Source organism: Paenibacillus sp. USDA918EY (assembly GCF_009870825.1).
Classification (GTDB): Bacteria; Bacillota; Bacilli; order Paenibacillales; family Paenibacillaceae; genus Paenibacillus_AQ; species Paenibacillus_AQ albilobatus.
In genome coordinates this window covers 711,127-730,142 of record NZ_WTWY01000001.1, presented here as the reverse complement: position 1 = coordinate 730,142, position 19,016 = coordinate 711,127, and the positions used below count along the sequence as shown (strand labels likewise).

Below are 19,016 nucleotides of genomic sequence, written 5' to 3'. Positions count from 1 at the left end.
TTTTACCACATGCCGCCTGCAAGCATGGTGAACCGCATGAATACGATATGGTCGCCTTCTTCCAGCGTCAGCGGGTTGTCCAAGTCTTCTGCTTCCGTTTCGTTCACGAATACCCGGTAAAGCCCGTCTTCAAAAGCGGCCTGCGCAGCCTCGATCGCCCGCTTGTCATTGGGCAGCCGATCGTCGTACATCGCGCCGAAACCAACCTTGCCAAGCTCGGCCCGCTCCCCGATCTCCGCTTCCGTCAAATAGGGAACGAGGCTTTTACCGGACTGCCGGTCCTTAAACGTCTGCAGGCTGTGTTCCACGACGGCGGCAATCAGCTCCCGGAGGGTATGCGGTACGGCAGAAAGCTCGATTTCCTGCATCATGAGCTCTTTGCGTTTTCCCGGCTTTTTAACCTTTGCATAAATCTTCATTTTTTCCCCGCCCCATCCGTTTTGTTATTATGTCAAGGCTCGAAACCCCATTGGCCGATATATTTCGGCGCGTGCATCATTTTAAGAATGTCCACCGGATCGGTCAGGTTCTCGTATAGATTCACCGTTTTGCGATGCTTCTCTATGTAAGCCTGCCGAGCTTTCCGCTGCTGTTCCTGACGGCAAGGCATGCAGTATTCGCCCGTTTTGGCCGCCGTGAAGGCAATATCGTGGCCCTGCAGCCTTTTGGCATGGAATCCGTTCCGTCGTCGCTTGTCTCCCCGATTCTGCCAAACTCGCCATAACGCCAATGTCATTTGCGGCCCGCCGCAGCCTGCCATGCTTCTTCTACGGGAATCGGCGTCTTGCTGCTCGTTTCCCCGCTTCCTTCCCGCGACCACAGCGGCGGATAATAGGCAAACACCCGGCCGGCCCCAAGTTGCCGAACAGCCTCCTGCCAACCCTCCCAACGGAACGTTTCGTAAAACAGACCTAAATCCCCTTCGGCGAGCCAGCTTAAAAATCCGGAATAAGCCAGCTCCGTTGACTCCCATTCCAGCGTATCCGGCGCAAAATAGCAGACATGACCGGTACGCCCGAACCTCCCGGCATCCAGTGCGAAAAAACCGCCTGCAGCATCGTAAGCCACAAGCAGCACGCCTTCAAGAGACTCCGTTACGGCTTCCTCTTGCAATCCGTTCCAAAAGGTCAAGCTGCCGTGGATTCCGGCTCCGCCCGCCCCGAGCAGCTTGATCCAGCCGTGATCGAACAAGATTCCCCCTGTTCGGTAGGCAACGGTCCCCAAATACGATCTCGTGCTGACCTGAAGCCGATACAGTGCTTCCTCGCCGGCAGCCGTTTCGTTTGGCACGATCGCATAGGGATTCCCGCCCTTTTCAAGCATCCTACTCACTTCGGCCCATGCATCGTTTTCGTCGTCGATCAAATCCTTTACGGATAACGCGCGCATCATTCCCCCCCTTTCTTTATCGCTGCTTGCCATCGTCAATCCCCTTGCCCGGCCGTTCAAGACCGGCGGTAAGGGTCCAATATTTTTCTCAGCATCCCTTTGACCTGCGGCAGGGAAAACGAAAGCTCGCGTTCGACTTGTTCCATCGATGTGAACGGAAAATGTTCCAGCAGTCCCTTCACGTTGGAACGGATATCATCTTTGTTCGTCTTATGCTGCTGCAAAAGCTTTTCAAATGCCGGGAGCAGCCTTCGGTCTGTGACCCCCCGGAGCGCCTGCAATGCCGTATGCTGAACCCGGGGTTCGGCATCTTCCAGCGCCGTCAAAAAGGCTTCGAGGTAGTCCGCTTTGGCATCCGATTGGCCTGCCTGATATAAGGCCTGTATCCGAAACTCCTTGTCCGGGTGAGCAAAAAAAGGCAGCAGCAGCGGCAGCATGTCCGCACCAGAGTCGCTCAAAATCGTGGTTATAAACCGAAACGACCGCTCGTCCGACTCGCTCGGCAGCATGGCGGTCAGCTCTTTGGTAAAGCTTGCGTCCCCTTTAGGCATATACCATTTGATCAACTGCAGCGCATTCAGTCTGCATTCCGCGTCGCCGCTTCCAAGCATCTCCCGCAAAAGCGCCTCGGCGCGGCCGAATTTGAATTTAGCCAGGACATGAAGCGCCCATTTCCGCACTTTCCTCGAAGCCCCGCAATGTTCATCAACCAAAAATCCACCCGTTTCATCCGTGATCGCCCGCAGCTTCAGCATGCCTTCGAGCGCTTCGATTTGAACGGCTTCGGATGACTGCGAGCGGTACAGCTCCGTTAATACCCGTTCGTCTCCGGCACGCCGAAAGCCGAACCATGCGCTTTCATATCCGGCGATGACCTCATCGAGCCAGCGTTCGTACCAATCCAGAAAATGGTCCTCATATGTAAAAAAGGGCCTCGGATGGTCCAAATCCATATATATGACCTTTCCCCGGTATTCCCCCGTAACCACCAGCATCGTTTCATACGAACAGCCTTGCTCGCCGATATTCAGCAGCCCATGATAAAATTCATAACCGCACTCGCCTTCTTCGTCCATCCCCGTCGTTTCTTCGTCGATACCCTCATGAGCACCTTCTTCCGAAGCCTCTTCGCGTGATTGCGGCCGCAGCGGCGATGGGAGCCCGATGCCGTCAAGCTCGATCGACTGCCTGGTACCCAGCGGATGTATGCCGTAATACGGGCCCGCCCCGCCGTTACCGATTTCCGTCAAAAAAGCCGCATATTCTTCCGGCAGCCGAATGCCATGCGTTTTTTCAAACCGTTCCAGTTCTTCTCGTCTTAGCGGCTCATGGAGTCGATACTTATGAACGCGTGCTCCAAATACGGTGTTTTCCGCATCGGCCGCGGCCGCTTCCCTCAGTTTTCTGCGTATGCGTTCAAGTTGTTCAGCGAACATACCATTCTCCCCTCAACGGCCGATCTGACGCAGCTGCATTTTTACAATCCTCTTGCCTTCTTCAAAATGCCATATGCCGCTTTAATAGGGACTTGAAGCTTCTCGGCGATGTCTTTGATGCGCATCCCCTGTTCGTTCATCGCTCTCACTTGCCGGACCAGCTCGTCCTCTTGCTCTTGGCCGTAGCTGTAAGCGGGCTCCAGCAGCGTTTTCCATGTATCGCTATCCGCATATTCGTCGGCGTTCGAAATGGCATGAACAACTCCGTCCAATTCATCGCAGGTAACCTGCAAACCCGATTCCCCGCCCGTTTTCAGAGAAAGGAACCGACTGATGCGGTTAACGCCTTCGATAAATTGTGCGGCCGAGCCCGCTATGTAACTCCCGGCACCCCAGTGACCTAAGCCATGCATGAGAACGGCCACCGGCTGCCCCGGTTCATTCGTTTCGATGATGATCGGATCGCCCGTCGTTGCCATATACCCGATGACGAGCCAGCCGTCTTGCCACGCGCCCTCTTCACCGGTGACCAGGGAATTTCCTTCCGGATCCATGGCGTATCCGATTTGCTCGCGATCCAATTGCTCCGGGTCAAATATTTCAAAATCAATAAACTCGCAAATCTTTTCGCTTGCAGCCTTCAATGTCTTTAGCTGTTCCATTTGTAGAGGACTCATGTTCGTCATCGCACATCTCCCAACAATTCAATATGCGGGCGGGGACGCGACTTTTTCCCGCAGATTCCAAGCACAAAATGCCGTCAACGATTTCCCGTTCTTGTTTATCCAAAGTTAGGCGCACCGCCCCTTTCGTATTCAGAAGCAGGTCCGCCATCGTTTCGTCCAACCTCGCCGCATTCCATGCCGTGCCCAAAATGCCGTGCGGAGAATCTAGCTTAGCCCCGAATTCGAGCAGCAGTTTGACGGTCTCCGTTTGCTTAAACTTCACCGCTTTTTTTAGTGCCGTATCGCCCAGCTTGTCTTCCGCTTCCAGATCCGCGCCCTTTTCCAGCAAAAGCCGAATTCCTTCGGCGGGCATCCGGTTGGTGATGCAAAGCATCAGCGGCGTTCTTCCGCGGGCGTCCCGTTCGTTCGGATCGAGCCGCTCCGCTGCCAAGCGGACAGAATCCACATCCTTGGATTTCCCGACCTCATTCCAGTTCATGGGCTTCTTCCTTTCAGCTTCATACCGTCAAAATGCGCAGCGGGCATGCCGTCATCAATAGGCCGATTCCCGCTGCGAATGTCCTCGGCGTTACCGATACCACGCGAGCAGCCGTTCCAGCTTGTCCTTCAGCGGAGGAGACGCTTTTTTGACCGCCTGCGCGAGTTTGCTTGAGCTGCCGAATATCCGGTACAGTACCGTTTCCCGCCGAGCGTCTTCTTTTGCTTCAAGCTCGGCCAAAAGCGCGTCCGCCAATTCCGGGCGGTCGATCGGGATATTTTTGGCGGGTTTCGCCGACTCGCCGCTGCCCAGCAGGATCGACACCAATACCGGCATCCGTTCGGCCGAGAGCCCATGGGCTTCGATAAAAGCATCCGCATAATCGTCCTGCATCGACTGATGCTCGGAATCGACAAGCTCCATATATTTTTCAACTAAAGGGAAATAGGCATCGCTGTATAATCCAAGCCCAAAAACGGCATAGGTTCCCGGCATGACCGACTTCTCGCCCGGCTCCACGTCACCGTACCAAGCAAATTCCTCCATCGCCAGCTCCGCATATGCCGCGAGCCGCGGGTAAAGCGAAGGATAGCGAAGCGCATTGCCGAAAAATTGATGCTGTTGGGATTTCGCCAGTTTTTTCAGAGGCAGGTAATGCTTCTCTTTGCTCTTGAACGCCAGCTTGTACCCTTTCGGAAACCTTTGCTTCAGCAAGTCGATGATGTAGTCCAGCGCCTCGCCGTAGGCCGCTTCTTCTTCGGAAAGAATGCGGACGTCGATGGTCTGCAAAATATCGTTCGCTTTCCCTTGGAACATGCTGCCCTTGCGCAAGCTTTCGAACCGGCCGCTGCCTTCGTTCAAAAACCTTTCCGCCTTTTCCGAACCGAGCCGTGCGGCCAGCTCAAGATATTGCTGCCGGGTATCCGGTTCTTTGATCCCGATTTCCTGCGCCGCATAAATAAAAAACTCCAGTTCGCCGGATCGCGGCTCTTCTCTCTCTCCCGCTTCCTTCAACGCCCAATCCAGTCCAAAGTTTCCGGTTCGATGAAAATAACGGGGCAAAAAGCGCTCCTCCGCCCAGCCTCTAAACGCTGAAGCGCATTCGGATTCCCACCCTTCGGCCCGTTCGCGGTTTGAGCGCAGCTTCTCGCTGAGACGGCGAATGAGCGGATCGACTTTTTCTTGTTTTTGCTCGAAAACATCCGGATTAATAAGGAGGCGCGCAAAGAAAAATTCATCCTCCCGAGCGGGAAGCACCGGAAGATCGGACATGATTTTGGTTTGAATGAAGGTTTCCAACCGCTGCTTGAGCTCAAGCCGTTTCGCTTCATTCCTTAACACCCGGGAGTGCCGCAGCACGGATTCGCCGCGATCAAACTCGAATACCAGTTCCAAGCGGTAGTCAAAAAATCGGGGAGCATAAGGTCCGTCCATAAAAATCCGATTCATCCGCTCCAACAATGCAGGGAAAAATTCGTTTGCAAGAACCTCGTCCGTCAGCTCTTCGACATAAGGCCCTGCCTCAAATTTGTAAGAATCGTCGCTCCAATCGAACGGCTCGTACACATCGATATGGAATTGTCCGTATCCGCCGCCCAGCTTCGGCTTTCGCCACGCGACCCTCAAGTAGTCTTTGATTCCCGCCTGCAGCTTTCTGCCCTTCGGCAGCTCCCCGATTCTTTCATTTTCTTTCTCGTAAATATCCGTTATTTGTTGCCATACATCCTGCAAAAAGGCTTCGGCAGCCTGGGTCAACGTTCCAACCTCCTTTAAAATAGCAGCGTTTCATGCTCTACCCGATATCGGAAAACTTCACCGCTTCCAATGATAAAAGCGCTACGCAAAAACAGATCCGGCGGATCGCTGCAGCGGCGCGTCGTTCAGGCGTTGTCCCCTGGACCAGGGGGAGTCATGCTTGTTCCTTGCTCCCGCTAACCGATCGTCTCCACCACGTTTCCGTCCTGGTCCTTGATGTGGGTTTTCACGATTTGAACCTCGGTGCCTTTTAATGCCGTAATCTTGAACGTGCTTTCTTTCGGGAGCAAATTTCGGCTAAAATCCGTTACGGCTTCTTCATTCAGCGAAATGCGGGCCTCCCCTTCTTCAAACACGCACGCGGCCTGTTCGCCCGGTTCAAGCACAACCCTGACGTCCGGCCCCACCAAGGTTAAGCTTTTCCCTTTCAAAATCCGCCCGCGAAGCAGCTTTCCGACGATACCGGCTTGCTTCGCTCCCAGGGAAAGCACCGAAGGCGTTTTGCTGAACAGTCCCTTTTTGCCCGGGGTCCAAGCCAATTGATCAACAAACAAAAAGCCGGTGTTCGATCCCTCTTCTTCCATTCCTTTCTCCACGGCTTCCGAGACGGCGGGAATCCGGAGAAGCGACTCCCGTTCCAAATCGGTGATGTATTGCGGGATATACGGAAGTCCCGTGGAGAGCACCCCCAGCGTATTCCAGGTTTGCATGGACTCGAGCTCATCCTTCGTAATTCCGACCATCTGAATAAATTCCAAGTTTCCGTTTGGTGTCTCGATAATGGCTGGAAGCTCCGGATCATGGACAAAAGCGAGCGCCGTGAGCTGCGTGTCGGAACCGAGGCAGATCGGGCCGTTTGCGTCCAAATAATCCCCGGACCTGAACACGTTGCCTGTATTAAACACGTATCGGCCCATGTTTTGCAGCAGGTTCAAAGCCCAGGCCGGCGGTTCCTCCTCTTCCGGGCTCCGGGCGAGGCGAAACGTTAATTCGAACCCGTATCCGCTGGTTTCCGCGTCTTCCGATTCCTTTTCATACAGCTCCGAAAAGCCGTAAGTCACCACATGCCAATGCGGAACGGGCGTCTCGCTTTGATAGGCGCTGATTCCCTGCAGAGGGTCCTGCCCTCCGAGCATATAGGGAAGAATCGTTCCGTAATGCTTGGGTTCCTGCTCCCCGTAAATTTTCGTAAATTGCTGTTCGATGGCATCCCAGCCGGGTGCGTTTGTTTCTTCGCTCATTCGTGACATCCTCCCACGTTCTTTCTTTTTATAGCGTTGCAGCTTTTTCTTCGATCCGCTTCATTGTTTAAGCGCCCGGTCTGTGCGGACCCGCTCCCCATGGCGATGCATCAGCATCAGCAGGACGGAAACGGCAAACGCGGCCGAAACGATCCAAATCGGAATGCGCGGATCCAGTTCGTAAGCCCAGCCTCCGATAATGCCTGCAGGCGAAGTCAGCAGCAGGATCAGCACCGACAGCATGGAAAATACTTTGGCCCGTTTCTCGTCGTCGATCGCATTTTGTACGGCCGCTTCCAAATAAGGAGAGCTGATCATCAATCCGACGGCTGCGAATACGGTGCTTAATCCAATCCATGCCAGGTTGGAAGTCGGCAGAATGACCAGCATGACGTTAGATAAGACGGATAACGCAAAACCCGCCATCATGGCCCGGTTTGTGGCATGTTCCGGGATTTTGGGCATAAGAAGCCACAACGTCAGCAGCATGATGACGGATGACACCGCCGGAAAAAGGGAGATCAACCCGCTGTTGACATGCAAATAATCGGCCAGATACAGCGAGAGATACGTCGATTTCATCGTCGCTTGGAAATTGAACAGAATATAAATGCCAAAAATGATCAGAAGCGGTTTGCTGGCAAAAATATCGCGGACGGCCCCGCCGTAATCGATCAGGCTTTCTTTGAGGCCAAGCTCCCGCGTTTCCCGCATTTTTCGCCGGCCGATTTCCGTCTCGCGCGTCGTCAGATGCCGTCCGACGAACTGAAAGGTCATCATGAGGAACGCAAGCACATACATGATCCTGACGCCGGACACGAGGCCAAAACGCTCTACAAGCAAACCGCCAAGCGGCGCAAACAGCCCGCCGATGACGCTAATAATCTGCAGCAGCGTAAAAACGTAGGTTCGGTCGGAAGGTTTCGTATCCTCCACGACCAAGCAATAAAACGCGACATGCGGCACCCGCTGAAAACCGTTCACAATCGCCGCCGCCACAAAAAACCATGCGTTTTGCGATACGGCCCATAACAACGTCGCCAATGTCCAGCTCAATAGATCGAAATACAAAATCGCCGATTTTCGTCCCATCCGGTCGGTTAGGTACCCGCTGATGAAAGAAGAAAACACTTGGACGACGAGACCGATGGTGGTAATCCATCCGATGTTCGTCTCGGAAACGCCAAGGTTATGCATATAAAGCGTTGCATATGTACCAAACATGCTGTAAGGAATAAGAAAAAAGGGCTCGAACGCAAGGCATCCCCTGCTGTTCCCCTGCAAGCGGCTGAACCGTCGGCGCGACATACATTTCCTCCGAATCTGTGATGGTATCCATTCCTTTGATATGCTGATCAGGGCAATTTTCTTCGGGGCTTCTTCGGCTGCGGCGGTCTCCATGCCACCAGAATGCCCGCTTCTCCCAAAATCCTGTTGATTTCTTCGAGCTGCCCGGCTTCCACTTCCCACATCCACAAATCTTCGCGGACCCGGCTTAATATCCCATGTTTCGGATCAGACTGAATCCAGTCCCCAAGCGCGATTCCGCCGAGTTCGATCTTTAAGTGCTCCATATTCAACAGATTGCACGGGTATGCCATCCGCAGCATTTTGTCGACATAACGCGCCTGTCCATTATACAAACCCGGCGTTTCACGGTTGAAAGCAGAGCCGTTTTCGGTTGCAAACATCGTTGTGAAGTTATATCCCGCCGCATAATAAAAGGCATCCGTCATGTTTTCGGCCGTATACAGAATGCCGTACGGAAAACGGACCCGCTCGGCGGTTTGCCTCATCCAACCCGTCAGCCTCCCGTAAATCCGATCGATCCCGATATTGCAATACGCGGCCATATGCGGGAAACTCCCGAATCCGTCCGTTTGGTATTCAAATGCGGCGTTCCAAGGGACCGTCCCCTGTTGGTTGTGCAGCCAGAAGGCGGTTGCTTTCCCGCTTGCAAGCAGTGCTCTCAACTTTTCCAAGGATACTTCCATGATGTCATGGTCTCCTTCATGATCGCCGTTCTCGAGATATTCATAATAACCCGCACTCGTGATCCGAATGCCCGTCGATTCGAAAAAAGCGCATCCGATCTCAAGGGCTTCCAGCGGACCTATATGGCCCGTGTGATAAAAAGCCGCCCCCGTACACATGAGGCCATCTCCTTTCCAAGAGAGTTGCGATTCTTTGAATTTCCTATGTATGTTGCAGCTTCAATCGAAAGAAACGTTTCGATACTTGGTGCTCTTGGGTAAATGTCGCATTTGTTTGGGTACCCCGTAAGGTTATGAAGCTATGAAACTAAAAAATCAGGAAATCGGAATCCCTATTGCCCATTGGAAGATGAATAGAAGGAAGGGGGTTCCATAGCCTGATTATGTATCAGTATATAACCTTTGCGCTGCGGCATCAATTTTCCGGACGTGAAACGGCTTTAAACAATGCTTTTGAACTAGAATGTTTAGTAGATTTCTCCTAACATTCGATTTTCCCTGTGCATGATGACGATAACCGAATAAACGTCTTTAGGCACGGAATTTTAAGGATTGCTCCCATCGTATGTATAGTACTGCCGGGTTTTTCTTCGACTCGGAAAATCTGTCGGACGAATTACATGATCAACACGCCTTTCTTTTCTTGAATTGTGAACCGCTTATCCCGTTGCTTCACCTAGCTGCGATTTTACGGCGATGGAGCTAACCGATTGGGTTCGACCGGCTTGCTTAACCAATGCTCGTCGGTTTGCACGTGGTTTTTGCGGACGAATTTGGCCGCGCTTTGCTGAAAATCCTCGTATCGGAATGCAGACGCCAGCCTTACGACGTACCCTTCCTGCTCTCCGCCGCAGCGGGACAGCTTCGTGTAACAGGCTTTAGCCGCTTCTTCGCTCCATATCCCTCTGTACAATACCGGAACGGTCGACAGCCCAAGACGCGCCGCCCAGCTTTCCGTTTCGTCCCAGGAAAGGCATACGTTGCGTTCGTTCCATACCGAAAACAGCATGAAATACGAAGGCAATGATACATATTCAATCGAATGCTTGGCGTATACGTTTTCCCCGCATAACCGGTAGCCCTCCGGTATCAAATACCGGATTCCTCCATGCAGCGTCTTGACAAAATGCCGGGACGGATGATCCTTGCCGTCAAGGGATCTGGCATGGATGTCGTCGGGGTACATCGTCGTGTTTTCCCCATCCATTTTTTCGGTAATGGCCACTTCGCGGCCCGCAAAATGATCGGTGTTCCGCAAAATTTTGTCATCGTCGGTATAACTTCTCGACCACGGCAGATGCATCGTGCGCGGATATTTTATTTTCATTTCGTTCACCTCCCGTCAACTCGCCCATAATTGAGCTTGTATGCTCCGAAACAGCCGCCAATTTCTTATTTGGCAAACGTGTCCGCTTCGGCGAAAAAATAAAGCTCCGCCAGCACGTCCTCGCCGAGCAGATGGTAAATCTTTGATGCTCCTGCATCCCCGCCATGCAAAATATCCATATGGAAGCTGACCAGATGGATGACATGAAGGGCGAACCCTTTGTCATATCCGAGCTCCTGCAATACATGGGCTGCGACGCTTGCCGATACATGCTCATGCCCGTAATACGAATAATAGCCGCGGGATGCTTTCCATACTTTGCTGAACGGCTTGCCTATGTCATGGAACAATGCGGCCAGCTGCATGGCGAGCAAATGCTCCCCTTCGTAGCAGGCGTTCAAGTATTCCAGCACGGCATACGTGTGCTCCGACAACGTCTTGGAATGATGCGGATTTTCCTGGTCGAAGCCAAGCATCGTCCGAAAGTGCGGATATGCCGATAAATACGCAAAAAGCGTGTCGTGGTCCGCCCCGCTCGCAAGCAGCTGCTCCAGCGTCTCCCGCTCAAGACCCGTTCCCGAAGGGAAATGAACCAAATGCAGTTCCTGAAAACCTTCACCGGCGACGGGGAATTCGAAGCTTTTGGCGTATTTCGTTAAAATCCTTTCACCGACCCGGCGTTTTCTCGAAAGATTGCGCTCCGCAACCACCTCGTACGGCGTCGTCATGACATGGCATTCCACGGGTGCGTCCTTGAATGTTTTCAAAAACTTCAACCTGCGGTCCCGGCTGACGTTCGTGGCGTCAAAAACGACGTTTCGGCCGGATTCCAGAGCCTTCCCGATCTCCAAATAAGCTTCTTCAAAAACCAGGTACGCGTTTTTTTGAATCGATTCGCTGCCGAACAATCTTTCGCGGATGGCGTCCGTCGCGACCAGTGCGGCGCGCTGACGTTTGCATAATTCTTTGGCGTAATGGCTTTTGCCGCTGCCCGGGAGGCCGACCAGCATATGAATCGTGCTCATCGCGATCACCTCCTTCCAGCACCATGTTTTCGGTGCTTTTAAGTTATACGCGTTCGCCGCCCCTTTTGTTTCAGACGGAATCCCAATATCTCCAATCTCCGCCAAAAAGAAATCGGGGCGAAGCAGGTTATTTCCCTGCTTGCGCCCCGGTTTGAAACGATCTGCACTTTTTTATCTCTTATCGCTCGTTCGTTTTCGCTACGACTTCAAATTCGGCAGCTCGGCAGCCTGTGCAGGCGTCAGCGCCCCGTCATAAATGCGAAGGTCGTCGATCAGCCCTTTGAACGGGGCATCCCACCAATTGACCCCAAGGCTGAACGCTGCATCCCCTCCGCTAAATACGTCAGGGAAGTTTGCCCCTTTAAATTTCTGAACCCCGTTTACATAAACCGTTAACGTGCCGCGGTCCACGGAGAATGCCAGATGAGTCCAATCCCCGGCCGGAACCGTCATTCCCGCCGGACCGTCGTACCAGCTTGCGCTGCCCGACCATACCATCGTATTGTCCTTCACCGGACCGCGCGGCACCAGGCTTACCCAATGCTCGCTGTCTTTGGCGCCGAAAAAGGTCGGAGTATACGTCGTTAACTCCTCCGGTTTGACCCAGAGGGATACGGAATACGTATGGCTCGCGATAAGCCCTTTCGGAAGGCGGATCCCGGATTTGCCGTCAAAGCGGGCCGCTTGGCCGTTTTTGCCATCGGCAAAGGTGATGCTGCCGCCGGTCTTGTCGATCCGGTCCCCGGAAACGGTGCCGACTTCGAATCGTCCGGATTCCTCCGCCAAACTTCCGTCAAACCCGTAACGGGCTTGAAGCTTCGCTTTGACATGCGGAAGGACGGTGATGTCAAAGCGCTTCGTTTGCTTTTCCTTTCCTCTCGTGATCGTTGCCGTAAGCACCGCAGTAACCGCAGATCCTTCTTCCGGACGGCGAATCTCTCCTTTGGCGGATACGACGGTCGGATCCGAGCTTTCCCAGGCAATGGCCGTATGACGCGTTCCTTCTGCCGGCAAAACCAAATCGGAAACGACCTTGGTCGTATCCCCGAGGTTCAGATCTTGATAAACGGCCTGTACGATTTGCTTATCGGTTTGTTCTTCCAGCTTGCTTCCCCATACGGCTTCGCCTTCATGCGAAGACGCCGTAAAGGTCATGACGCGGCGTTCGGACACCGGATCCCATTCGCTGACGAACACGCCGGAATAGACTTTGCCGCCAAGGGTAAGCTCGGCTTCGTTATGTGCCGTCTTTTTCCACGTACCGGTCACGTCTCCGGAAATGGCATTATTTTTGTCCAGCCGGATATACCGCGCCTTTTGAATCGCCGGACTCGTCTCTTTGCCGTAATTAATGAATTTGTATTCCCCGATCAGCTCCTGGCGGTCGACCTTCTGCAAGGTTTCCCCTGTATAGCGGTATGGAGCAACAACCGGCCAGCCTTCCCCGTTCATGAAAATCTGGTGCACCCGCAGCTCATGCGCCTCGCCCATGTTCGGGAAGCGGGTATGGAATACCAAAAAGCGTTTGCCCGTCCTCTCATCGATCAGGACGGAATTATGTCCGGAAGATACGTAACCCACGCCAATCCCGGTTCCCGGATCACCCACATCCCGCTGGAACAAGTAATTGCCCATCAGTTTGTTGCCGTAAGGCGCATTGTCGGTATCGGCCGGAAGCACGGCGTTTTGCCCGCCGGCATCCAGGTAAGGCCCGTCCGGATTTTTCGAGCGGAATACGCGCATGTTGTAGCCGCCGTCGGCGCCAAGCCATCCGTAAGTCACATACAGGTAATAATATCCGGTTTCCTTGTCGTAAATGACGTACGGTCCTTCGCCGGATTTGCCGAATCCGCCGGCGATTTTCGTTCCGAAATACCGGTCGATCAGACGTCCGTCCGCCGTTTTGCCGTCTTTGCCCGGATAGATGACCTTGCCGGTCTTATCATCGACCTGGAGCACAAAGATACCGCCCGACCACGAGCCGTAACTCATCCAGAGCTTGCCGTCCTTATCGCGGAACAGGTTCGGATCGATCGCGTTCGGATAGGTGCCGTTGGCGTAAGAGCCGTCCGGGTTAAACCATCGGTCGTTGGCGCCGGACAATGTGCCGCCTTCGATCAGTTTCCGGATGTTCGTATTCGTCCATTTTTTGTTGACCTGGCTGTCTTTATCCTTCGCATCGTCGCGGGTAAATCCGGAGTATACAAGCGTGCCGACGTCCTTGTAAGGGCCCTCGATGTTTTGAGATACCGCGTAACCGATCGCGGACCGGATATACGTCGAGGACGTGCAATAATAAATCATGTACGCCCCTTTGGTTCCGTCGGCATTGACGTAGTCATTGTTCCAGAACACTTCGGGCGCCCATACCGAAAAACCGCCTTTGCTGTCCGAATCGTTCTCGCCCGCCCAAGCAAAGGACTCCGCAAGATTTTTGGACAAATCCCCGTACAGCGTGTTCCCCGGCGTCGTATATCCGTTCGTAAACCGGGTCCAGTTCTGCAAATCCTTCGACTTCGCCGCCTCGATATGCGAACCGAATACGTAATACGTATCGCCGTCCTTCACGATCGAAGGGTCATGTACGGATACGTTCGCAAACACCGGTTTGGTTCCTCCCTGACTTTCCGTTTTACCCTCATTGCCGCGGCTTGAAGCAGCTCCGGCCGCATCCTGTCCAAACCCTTGCCCCGCAACCGATGCAAACAGCATCAACGCGGCGAGCATGGATACGCTTTTTCTTTTCATTTATGTTTCTCCTCCCTTGTCCTTGCGTAGCGGAACATGTCTTCCTGCATCGTATTTTCCTTTATGTAACCGGCCGCATCTCCTTTCTTTCATTCCCGCGAATAATTAAACGCTTTCAAGCCCATTTAATTTGAAAACAATTAAAATGTTTTAGATTATATTATATTAAATCAATTTGAAATTCAATACTGAAGTTCATAGGTTTTAGGGCGCCTTATCGATCCCAAATAAGTTATTGCACTAAAGAGAGCGAAAAACATAATCATAGTTGGCATTTCATTTGTTCACGTTCGAAACGACGTTCGAATTTTATTTGACATGTAGCTAAAATAAAAAATGGATGATAACGCATTATACGCCCTCACGTTTAATGAAGAAAATATGCGGTTTTTATATTGACATTCGATATAACTGATCTTAATATATCGTTATATGATATATCGATACTCATTATATTTCGGAGGAGAACACCGTTGAAACCACCTGAACAGATGCTGCCGCTGACCGAAGCTTTTTATTATATATTGATCGCCTTGTACAAAGAGCCCGCACACGGCTACGGCATCATGCAGGATACGGAAAAAATGAGCGGCGGCAGAGTAAAAATCGGCGCGGGAACGCTGTACACAGCGCTGAATACGTTGCTGAAAAAAGGACTGATCGATCATTTTCCGATGCCTGAAGGCTCGGACCCAAGGCGTAAAATGTATCAAATTACGCCAGACGGAAAAACCGTTGTCGCTGCGGAAATCGTTCGGCTGAAGGAGCTTCTGGCGGCTGGCGAACAGGCAGTAAATGAAACGAAGGAGTGACGATGCATGGGTGAGCATTTGGAGAAAAGATTCCGCTTCACGACAAGCTGGAATTATGAGAAAGAAGAAGAATGGTTAAACGGATTGTCCGCCCAAGGGCTCCACTTTAAGAAAGCGGGCGCATTCAATAGCTTTTTCACGCGCAATCCTTCGGTACGATACACCTACCGTTTGGATTATCAGCCGGGACTTACGAAAGAACGCCTGGAGGAATATAAGGATTTGTATCAAGACGCCGGATGGGAATATGTGTCTTCTTACAAAGGCGCGTGGCATTATTTCCGCACGGAATGGGAATCGGGCGACCTCCCGAAGCTGTATACGGATACCGAATCTTTGACCGAGCATTACAAAAAGATACAGCGCGTCATCGGAATATTGATGCTTACGAATGTCATCATTTTTTCGACCAATATGGTCAATGTATTGAACCATTACAGCGGCGTATGGGGAATCATCCTTCCTGTCGCCTGCATTTACGTGCTTTTATTTGGTTTGTTGGGATACGGTTATGCGAAAACAGGGAAAAAGATCAAAAAAATAACCTCCTAACGACTAACGGCGCCGCGTTTTTGAAAAATTCTTATATAGCAAAAAAACGAATGAAACACTGGGCTTCATCCGTTTTTAGCATCATCATGCGTGAGCGCGCTCATCAAAAACTTGTATACTTCCGCTTCGTCGATATGGTCGTCCGCGCCGATAATGCGCTGAATCTGCAGTCCATTCTTGAACAACGCCAACATGCGTGAAGCCTTTCTCGCATCGATCGTGGCAGGAATGCCTCCATGCTGCTGCCCGACTTCGATCCATTTCGTGGAAGACTCGATGGAAGCTTCGTAATGCCGTTTCAAAATATCCGCCACGGCGGGTTTATCTTTGTTGCTCAGCAAATACATGAAGATCAGGGTGGTTGCGTTGTCGGCCGCCCCGACCCTCCCGATCCGCTGAGACAGCGCGTTCATCGGGCCTTGAAGCCCTTCGTCGCCGCCCGGGGATTTTTCGACGGATTCATAAAAACGTTGGTTCGTTTTTTCCAATCCCGCCTCCAAAATCATGCCGAAAAGCTCATCTTTGCTTTTGACGTAGTGATAGATCGCTCCTTTGGTCAATCCGGCCCGGTCCGCGATATCCTGCAGCGTCGTCGCCCGGCACCCCTTTTCCAATATCATCTCTTCCGCAGTGTCTAGCAGCAGTTTTAAGCTTTCATTCATTGGTTTGTCTTTGGACATGATATGGTTAACCTCCCTATTACTGTGTCACGCCGGTATTGCGCGCAGCCTGCTTTTTTATTTTTCTGACATAGGCGATATTCCACCAAATCGCCAGCGCGATGATGCCATAAGTGAAAAACGGCGAAATCGCAAGGAAAGCCGGCACCGACAAACTGTAAACAAGCACCACTTTGACGCCTGCCTCCAGCAGCAAGCACACCCCCCATACTCCGGTCATCAAACGGAACCTGCGCCGATATGCCGGAGATTGGTTCCACTTCTGCTCCATGTTCGGATCATGCCCCGTAAATCTGTCGGCAAAATAATAAATGAGCGGCCGGGCAAAACAGAGCGAACCTAAAAACAAGATCCCCATAATCCCGGTCACATAGGATTCGCGCAGCAGGATGAAACGTTCGTCGCCGCCAATGAGAACGGCAATGACCCCAAGAATAAGGCCCAAAAAGATAAAGCTGGAGAATGCATCCACTTTGCGCGACTTGATCAGGCTGTAAACGGAATCGAAAAGCGGAACGACGGAAGCGACGGACAAAGCGACAATGCTGCTAGTATGCGGGATAAGCATGGTGTAAATCAAGTAAGGCAGCACGATATTCATAACCAGAGTAACGATGATGGCTCGACGAGTTTTCATAGTTATACCCCTTCCTCTTCATTAAATAATTCATTCGTGTACAAACCGTGAAACCCATACGGAATATGATGCGGGACGACGGCCCTGCCAAGCTCCTCAAACGTAACCGCATCAAGCGCAAGCAGGTAGGAGCTTCCGCCATCGCCGTCCAATACGACGGACAAAATGACGCCATCGTCTTCGCTCGAAGCTTGGGGCGTGGCCACAAACACGGGATCCACAACATACCTTCGGTAGGTATCTCAAATTTTACATACCTACCGAAGGTATGTCAACGAGTTTTGGAAAATTTTTTTGCAATCCGCATTTGGATCGCTTCAAAAAAACAAGCTAACCGGGCGCAGGGATTCCGGGGGAACGTTTGCGCCGGTTAGCTTCAGTTTTGCTGTCGTTCTATTTTTCGTTCACGTCAAATCGCTTAATAGGAATCACTCTCGTGGCCTTTACGCTCCGCTTCTTTCACCGCCTCGTGCGTGCCGGTCGCGCCAAGCGGGCCATGATCCTTGCTAGCCCCATGCTGCTTGAGTCCTTCGGCAACGCGGCGTCCGTAATCCGGGTCGCATTTCGTCAAATGCTCGATCATCTTGTTCTGAATGACCGGTTTGCAGGAAGCCAAACCGTTCACCAGGTTGCTGATCAGCTCGTCTTTTTCGAAGTCGCTGAACGCCCGGTACGTTTCTCCTGCCTGCTTGTAATCATTCGTCCGGTCGATGCTCTCGCGCACCAGCTTTCCTTCGACGTGAGGCGTATAATCGGCGCTCGTTCGGGATGCCTCCTGCAGCCCGTTCAATGAAGACGGCTCGTAATTGACGTGCGGGTTTTGGCCGGGAGCCAGGTCCACATGGTACGTCATCTGCCCGTCGCGCTGGTTGGTCGCCACGCGCTTTTTCGGCGCGTTGATCGGCAGCTGCAAATAGTTCGCGCCGACGCGGTATCGTTGGGTGTCGGAATAGGACAACGTGCGGCCTTGCAGCATTTTGTCATCGGAAAAATCCAGCCCGTCCACGAGAACGCCGGTTCCGAACGCCGCTTGCTCGACCTCCGCGAAATAGTTCTCCGGATTTTTGTTCAGCACCATCCGCCCGACCGGAAGCCACGGAATTTGCTCTTTCGGCCACAGCTTCGTATCGTCCAGCGGGTCAAAATCCAGTTCCGGGTGTTCGTCGTCGCTCAAAATCTGCACGAACAGCTCCCATTCCGGATAGTCGCCGCGTTCGATCGCCTCGTACAAATCCTGCGTCGCATGGTTGAAATTTTTCGCCTGAATCGCCTCGGCTTCCTTCTGGGTCAAATTTTTGATGCCCTGTTTCGGCTCCCAATGGTATTTGACGAGCACCGCTTCCCCTTTGTCGTTCACCCATTTGTAGGTATTCACCCCGGAGCCCTGCATTTGCCGGTAGTTGGCCGGAATTCCCCATGGGGATTGCACGAACGTCACCATGTGCAGCGTTTCCGGCGAGTTGGAGCAAAAATCGAAAAAGCGTTCGTTGTCCTGAATGTTCGTCACCGGATCGGGTTTGAAGGCATGGATCATATCGGGGAATTTGATGGCATCGCGGATAAAGAAGATTTTCAGGTTGTTGCCCACCAAATCCCAGTTGCCGTCTTCCGTATAGAATTTGACGGCAAATCCTCTCGGGTCGCGCAGCGTTTCCGGGGAATGCCCGCCATGTATAACGCTTGAGAAACGGACAAAAACGGGAGTTCTTTTGCCTTCCCCCTGAAACAGCTTGGCCCGGGTATATTTCGAAACCGGCTCGTCGCCCACCTTCCCGTAGGATTCGAAATAGCCGTGCGCGCCCGCGCCGCGGGCATGCACCACCCGCTCCGGCACGCGTTCCCGGTCGAAATGGGTGATTTTTTCGATGAATTGATAGTTTTCAAGAGTCGCCGGTCCGCGGTTCCCTACCGTCCGAATGCTTTGATTATTGGTTACCGGATGCCCCTGCCTTGTGGTCAACGTCATGTCGTCTTCCCCCGTGCCCATCCGCCGGTCCAGCGCGTCGCCCGAACCCGTGACCGAAATTCCGTGTTCCGATGGCTTTTGTTCGTTCGTCATAGGTTGCTGTCTCCTTAAAAGCAAATTTTTGCCCTGCATATTTTCGTCAAAGGTAGATTTGCCCATTGGATTTCTTTTTATACCGATGGAAAGCCGTATCCCCTTTCTCCTCCAAGCTTATGAAGTCTGTGGGTCTTCGGCCGGCCATTGGAATTTGCCTATTGACAAATGAGGATCTGCATCGCTATGATCTAGTT

General features: G+C 52.5%; 19 protein-coding genes. 2 read left to right on the top strand and 17 right to left on the bottom strand.

Annotated features, from left to right (window positions below; all coding sequences use genetic code 11):
• Positions 1–2 precede the first annotated feature (2 nt).
• From GQY55_RS03350 to GQY55_RS03290, 13 genes are all read right to left on the bottom strand, one after another.
• Positions 3–419 carry a hypothetical protein gene (locus tag GQY55_RS03350; protein WP_160038081.1) on the bottom strand — a complete coding sequence of 139 codons (417 nt, stop codon included), beginning with the start codon at positions 417–419 and terminating at the stop codon, positions 3–5.
• Between the two features lie 32 nt (positions 420–451).
• Entirely contained in the window at positions 452–760 is a 309-nt protein-coding gene (locus GQY55_RS03345; protein WP_236575380.1) for a hypothetical protein, read from the bottom strand.
• Positions 733–1,389 (bottom strand): DUF2625 family protein, encoded by a 657-nt coding sequence (locus GQY55_RS03340; protein WP_160038535.1) that lies wholly within the window; start codon positions 1,387–1,389, stop codon positions 733–735. The genes GQY55_RS03345 and GQY55_RS03340 overlap by 28 nt, the downstream gene beginning before the upstream one ends.
• A 56-nt stretch (positions 1,390–1,445) precedes the next feature.
• Entirely contained in the window at positions 1,446–2,825 is a 1,380-nt protein-coding gene (locus GQY55_RS03335) for a HEAT repeat domain-containing protein (protein WP_160038079.1), read from the bottom strand.
• Between the two features lie 41 nt (positions 2,826–2,866).
• Positions 2,867–3,487 (bottom strand): hypothetical protein, encoded by a 621-nt coding sequence (locus tag GQY55_RS03330; RefSeq protein WP_160038077.1) that lies wholly within the window; start codon positions 3,485–3,487, stop codon positions 2,867–2,869.
• Positions 3,432–3,989, bottom strand: a complete 558-nt coding sequence (locus GQY55_RS03325; protein WP_160038075.1) for an ankyrin repeat domain-containing protein — start codon at positions 3,987–3,989, stop codon at positions 3,432–3,434. Before GQY55_RS03325 ends, GQY55_RS03330 begins: the two co-directional genes overlap by 56 nt.
• Positions 3,990–4,079: 90 nt before the next feature.
• Entirely contained in the window at positions 4,080–5,744 is a 1,665-nt protein-coding gene (locus GQY55_RS03320; RefSeq protein ID WP_160038073.1) for a DUF6138 family protein, read from the bottom strand.
• 176 nt (positions 5,745–5,920) lie between these two features.
• Complete coding sequence (locus GQY55_RS03315; RefSeq protein WP_160038071.1) at positions 5,921–6,985, bottom strand: suppressor of fused domain protein; 1,065 nt, start codon at positions 6,983–6,985, stop codon at positions 5,921–5,923.
• A 60-nt stretch (positions 6,986–7,045) separates the two neighbouring features.
• Positions 7,046–8,293 carry an MFS transporter gene (locus tag GQY55_RS03310; protein WP_160038069.1) on the bottom strand — a complete coding sequence of 416 codons (1,248 nt, stop codon included), beginning with the start codon at positions 8,291–8,293 and terminating at the stop codon, positions 7,046–7,048.
• Positions 8,294–8,340: 47 nt separating this feature from the next.
• The gene (locus GQY55_RS03305; RefSeq protein ID WP_160038067.1) at positions 8,341–9,138 is read right to left on the bottom strand and encodes a hypothetical protein; all 798 of its coding nucleotides are present in this window, start codon (positions 9,136–9,138) and stop codon (positions 8,341–8,343) included.
• A 529-nt stretch (positions 9,139–9,667) separates the two neighbouring features.
• Positions 9,668–10,306 (bottom strand): RNA ligase family protein, encoded by a 639-nt coding sequence (locus GQY55_RS03300; RefSeq protein ID WP_160038065.1) that lies wholly within the window; start codon positions 10,304–10,306, stop codon positions 9,668–9,670.
• 65 nt (positions 10,307–10,371) lie between these two features.
• A complete protein-coding gene (locus tag GQY55_RS03295) occupies positions 10,372–11,331 on the bottom strand; it encodes an ATP-binding protein (RefSeq protein WP_160038063.1) in 960 nt (319 codons plus the stop codon).
• A 198-nt stretch (positions 11,332–11,529) separates the two neighbouring features.
• The gene (locus GQY55_RS03290) at positions 11,530–14,079 is read right to left on the bottom strand and encodes a LamG-like jellyroll fold domain-containing protein (RefSeq protein ID WP_160038061.1); all 2,550 of its coding nucleotides are present in this window, start codon (positions 14,077–14,079) and stop codon (positions 11,530–11,532) included.
• A gap of 473 nt (positions 14,080–14,552) precedes the next feature.
• On the opposite strand from GQY55_RS03290, the gene GQY55_RS03285 reads away from it, so the two are divergent.
• Together GQY55_RS03285 and GQY55_RS03280 are read left to right on the top strand one after the other, a co-directional pair.
• Positions 14,553–14,891, top strand: coding sequence for a PadR family transcriptional regulator (locus GQY55_RS03285; RefSeq protein ID WP_373309108.1), 339 nt, complete (start codon positions 14,553–14,555; stop codon positions 14,889–14,891).
• A gap of 6 nt (positions 14,892–14,897) precedes the next feature.
• On the top strand, positions 14,898–15,443 hold the full coding sequence (locus tag GQY55_RS03280) for a DUF2812 domain-containing protein (RefSeq protein WP_160038059.1): 546 nt from the start codon (positions 14,898–14,900) through the stop codon (positions 15,441–15,443).
• A 65-nt stretch (positions 15,444–15,508) separates the two neighbouring features.
• Here the strand turns inward: GQY55_RS03280 and GQY55_RS03275 are convergent, their stop codons facing one another.
• The 4 genes from GQY55_RS03275 to GQY55_RS03260 all read right to left on the bottom strand — a co-directional run bounded on the left by GQY55_RS03275 (position 15,509) and on the right by GQY55_RS03260 (position 18,747).
• Entirely contained in the window at positions 15,509–16,123 is a 615-nt protein-coding gene (locus GQY55_RS03275; protein ID WP_160038057.1) for a TetR/AcrR family transcriptional regulator, read from the bottom strand.
• Positions 16,124–16,142: 19 nt separating this feature from the next.
• Positions 16,143–16,760: a VC0807 family protein gene (locus GQY55_RS03270; RefSeq protein WP_160038055.1), complete on the bottom strand. Its 618-nt coding sequence runs from the start codon at positions 16,758–16,760 to the stop codon at positions 16,143–16,145.
• Positions 16,761–16,762: 2 nt separating this feature from the next.
• The gene (locus GQY55_RS03265) at positions 16,763–16,981 is read right to left on the bottom strand and encodes a carotenoid oxygenase family protein (protein WP_160038053.1); all 219 of its coding nucleotides are present in this window, start codon (positions 16,979–16,981) and stop codon (positions 16,763–16,765) included.
• 197 nt (positions 16,982–17,178) lie between these two features.
• Entirely contained in the window at positions 17,179–18,747 is a 1,569-nt protein-coding gene (locus tag GQY55_RS03260) for a catalase (protein ID WP_280517160.1), read from the bottom strand.
• Between the last annotated feature and the right edge of the window lie 269 nt (positions 18,748–19,016).

Bases quoted from the DNA above. Each gene is read 5' to 3' on its own strand.
- GQY55_RS03345 (WP_236575380.1), bottom strand. From the start codon at position 760: ATGGCAGGCTGCGGCGGGCCGCAAATGACATTGGCGTTATGGCGAGTT.
- GQY55_RS03280 (WP_160038059.1), top strand. From the start codon at position 14,898: ATGGGTGAGCATTTGGAGAAAAGATTCCGCTTCACGACAAGCTGGAAT.
- GQY55_RS03260 (WP_280517160.1), bottom strand. From the start codon at position 18,747: ATGGGCACGGGGGAAGACGACATGACGTTGACCACAAGGCAGGGGCAT.
- GQY55_RS03325 (WP_160038075.1), bottom strand. From the start codon at position 3,989: ATGAACTGGAATGAGGTCGGGAAATCCAAGGATGTGGATTCTGTCCGC.
- GQY55_RS03275 (WP_160038057.1), bottom strand. From the start codon at position 16,123: ATGTCCAAAGACAAACCAATGAATGAAAGCTTAAAACTGCTGCTAGAC.
- GQY55_RS03340 (WP_160038535.1), bottom strand. From the start codon at position 1,389: ATGCGCGCGTTATCCGTAAAGGATTTGATCGACGACGAAAACGATGCA.
- GQY55_RS03310 (WP_160038069.1), bottom strand. From the start codon at position 8,293: ATGTCGCGCCGACGGTTCAGCCGCTTGCAGGGGAACAGCAGGGGATGC.
- GQY55_RS03350 (WP_160038081.1), bottom strand. From the start codon at position 419: ATGAAGATTTATGCAAAGGTTAAAAAGCCGGGAAAACGCAAAGAGCTC.
- GQY55_RS03335 (WP_160038079.1), bottom strand. From the start codon at position 2,825: ATGTTCGCTGAACAACTTGAACGCATACGCAGAAAACTGAGGGAAGCG.
- GQY55_RS03305 (WP_160038067.1), bottom strand. From the start codon at position 9,138: ATGTGTACGGGGGCGGCTTTTTATCACACGGGCCATATAGGTCCGCTG.
- GQY55_RS03290 (WP_160038061.1), bottom strand. From the start codon at position 14,079: ATGAAAAGAAAAAGCGTATCCATGCTCGCCGCGTTGATGCTGTTTGCA.
- GQY55_RS03330 (WP_160038077.1), bottom strand. From the start codon at position 3,487: ATGGAACAGCTAAAGACATTGAAGGCTGCAAGCGAAAAGATTTGCGAG.
- GQY55_RS03300 (WP_160038065.1), bottom strand. From the start codon at position 10,306: ATGAAAATAAAATATCCGCGCACGATGCATCTGCCGTGGTCGAGAAGT.
- GQY55_RS03295 (WP_160038063.1), bottom strand. From the start codon at position 11,331: ATGAGCACGATTCATATGCTGGTCGGCCTCCCGGGCAGCGGCAAAAGC.
- GQY55_RS03270 (WP_160038055.1), bottom strand. From the start codon at position 16,760: ATGAAAACTCGTCGAGCCATCATCGTTACTCTGGTTATGAATATCGTG.
- GQY55_RS03315 (WP_160038071.1), bottom strand. From the start codon at position 6,985: ATGAGCGAAGAAACAAACGCACCCGGCTGGGATGCCATCGAACAGCAA.